The organism is Frateuria sp. Soil773, from assembly GCF_001428405.1.
In the GTDB taxonomy this organism is placed as follows: domain Bacteria; phylum Pseudomonadota; class Gammaproteobacteria; order Xanthomonadales; family Rhodanobacteraceae; genus LMSL01.
In genome coordinates this window covers 1-2,539 of the sequence record NZ_LMSL01000028.1, presented here as the reverse complement: position 1 = coordinate 2,539, position 2,539 = coordinate 1, and the positions used below count along the sequence as shown (strand labels likewise).

Sequence of the window (2,539 nt, the reverse complement as noted above, 5' to 3'; positions counted from 1 at the left end):
GGCCGGCGACTGCGGACGGATGATGCCACGTCAGGAGGGGAGGAACGGACAGGCAACCCACCTTCTACCGGACGTATGCTCGCTTGAGGAGAACGCGGTATGGCCACCGCTGGCGAGATACCGCGGCGACGCGGACGCGTCACTGGGCGTTGATGCCGCCTCGAGCCCGAGAGGCCCCATGCGCGGGAAGCCAAGGGATAGGCGGCGCCGAGAGCGCCGGACGTTGCCGTCGCCCCAAAAACAAAACCCCCACCGGAACGGTGAGGGTTTTGAGGAAGAAGCCCCTGGCGGTGACCTACTCTTGCATGGCAAAGCCACACTACCATCGGCGCAGCTGCGTTTCACTTCCGAGTTCGGGATGGGATCGGGTGGGACCACAGCGCTATGGCCGCCAGGGAAGGGGTGGGGACAGCGCTAGACAGCGCCGGTCCCTCAAAGGGGTAAACGAGTGACAAGCATTTCGGTGAAAAACCAACCCGGGATGCGACGTCGAGACTTATCGTCCAGCGAAGCGTCTTGGGGTTATATGGTCAAGCCGCACGGCTCATTAGTATCAGTTAGCTCAACGCATTGCTGCGCTTCCACACCTGACCTATCAACCACCTGGTCTTGATGGTGCCTTAAGGAGAGTCGAGCTCTCGGGAGATCTCATCTTGGGGCGTGCTTCCCGCTTAGATGCTTTCAGCGGTTATCACTTCCGTTCGTAGCTACCGGGCAATGCCTCTGGCGAGACAACCCGAACACCAGCGGAACGTCCACTCCGGTCCTCTCGTACTAGGAGCAGCCCCCCTCAAATCTCCAACGCCCACGACAGATAGGGACCGAACTGTCTCACGACGTTCTGAACCCAGCTCGCGTACCACTTTAAATGGCGAACAGCCATACCCTTGGGACCGGCTACAGCCCCAGGATGTGATGAGCCGACATCGAGGTGCCAAACACCGCCGTCGATATGAACTCTTGGGCGGTATCAGCCTGTTATCCCCGGAGTACCTTTTATCCGTTGAGCGATGGCCCTTCCATACAGAACCACCGGATCACTAAGACCTACTTTCGTACCTGCTTGATCCGTCGATCTCGCAGTCAAGCACGCTTATGCCTTTGCACACAGTGCGCGATGTCCGACCGCGCTGAGCGTACCTTCGTGCTCCTCCGTTACTCTTTGGGAGGAGACCGCCCCAGTCAAACTACCCACCATACACGGTCCCTGACCCGGATTACGGGCCTAGGTTAGAACGTCAAGCACTTCAGGGTGGTATTTCAAGGATGGCTCCACCAAGACTGGCGTCCTGGTTTCATAGCCTCCCACCTATCCTACACAGAAGAACTCAACGTTCAGTGTAAAGCTATAGTAAAGGTTCACGGGGTCTTTCCGTCTTGCCGCGGGAACGCTGCATCTTCACAGCGATTTCAATTTCACTGAGTCTCGGGTGGAGACAGCGCCGCTGTCGTTACGCCATTCGTGCAGGTCGGAACTTACCCGACAAGGAATTTCGCTACCTTAGGACCGTTATAGTTACGGCCGCCGTTTACTGGGGCTTCGATCAAGAGCTTCGCCTTGCGGCTGACCCCATCAATTAACCTTCCAGCACCGGGCAGGCGTCACACCCTATACGTCCACTTTCGTGTTTGCAGAGTGCTGTGTTTTTGATAAACAGTCGCAGCGGCCAGGTTACTGCGACCCTTCTCAGCTCAGTCACGCACGTGACCACCAAAAAGGGCGCACCTTCTCCCGAAGTTACGGTGCCATTTTGCCTAGTTCCTTCACCCGAGTTCTCTCAAGCGCCTTGGGATTCTCACCCTGCCTACCAGTGTCGGTTTACGGTACGGTTTTTCTCAAGCTGAAGCTTAGTGGCTTTTCCTGGAAGCGTAGTATCAGTCACTTCGTCCAAATAGGACTCGTCTCGGTGCTCGGCATAAAGGATCCCGGATTTGCCAAAGATCCATGCCTACCGCCTTTCCCCGGGACAACCAACGCCCGGTAGACCTAACTTTCTCCGTCCCCACATCGCACTTGAGAAAAGTGCTGGAATATTAACCAGCTTCCCATCGACTACGCATTTCTGCCTCGCCTTAGGGGCCGACTCACCCTGCGCCGATGAACGTTGCGCGAGGAAACCTTGGGCTTTCGGCGTGCGGGCTTTTCACCCGCATTATCGTTACTCATGTCAGCATTCGCACTTCCGATACCTCCAGCAGACCTTACGATCCACCTTCGCAGGCGTACGGAACGCTCCTCTACCGCGCACATTGCTGTGCACCCCGAGCTTCGGTGTAGTGCTTAGCCCCGTTAAATCTTCCGCGCAGACCGACTCGACCAGTGAGCTATTACGCTTTCTTTAAAGGGTGGCTGCTTCTAAGCCAACCTCCTGGCTGTCTATGCCTTTCCACATCGTTTTCCACTTAGCACTAACTTTGGGACCTTAGCTGCGGGTCTGGGTTGTTTCCCTTTTCACGACGGACGTTAGCACCCGCCGTGTGTCTCCCGGATAGTCTGTCCTGGTATTCGGAGTTTGCCATGGTTTGCTAAGTCGCGATG

2 rRNA genes are annotated in these 2,539 nt (G+C 56.6%); both read right to left on the bottom strand.

Going from position 1 to position 2,539, the window contains the following annotated elements:
- Window positions 1-282: 282 nt before the first annotated feature.
- Window positions 283-396 (bottom strand): 5S ribosomal RNA (gene rrf / locus ASG87_RS09690).
- Between the two features lie 130 nt (window positions 397-526).
- Window positions 527-2,539: ribosomal RNA gene (locus ASG87_RS09685) — 23S ribosomal RNA — on the bottom strand; the annotation flags it as partial.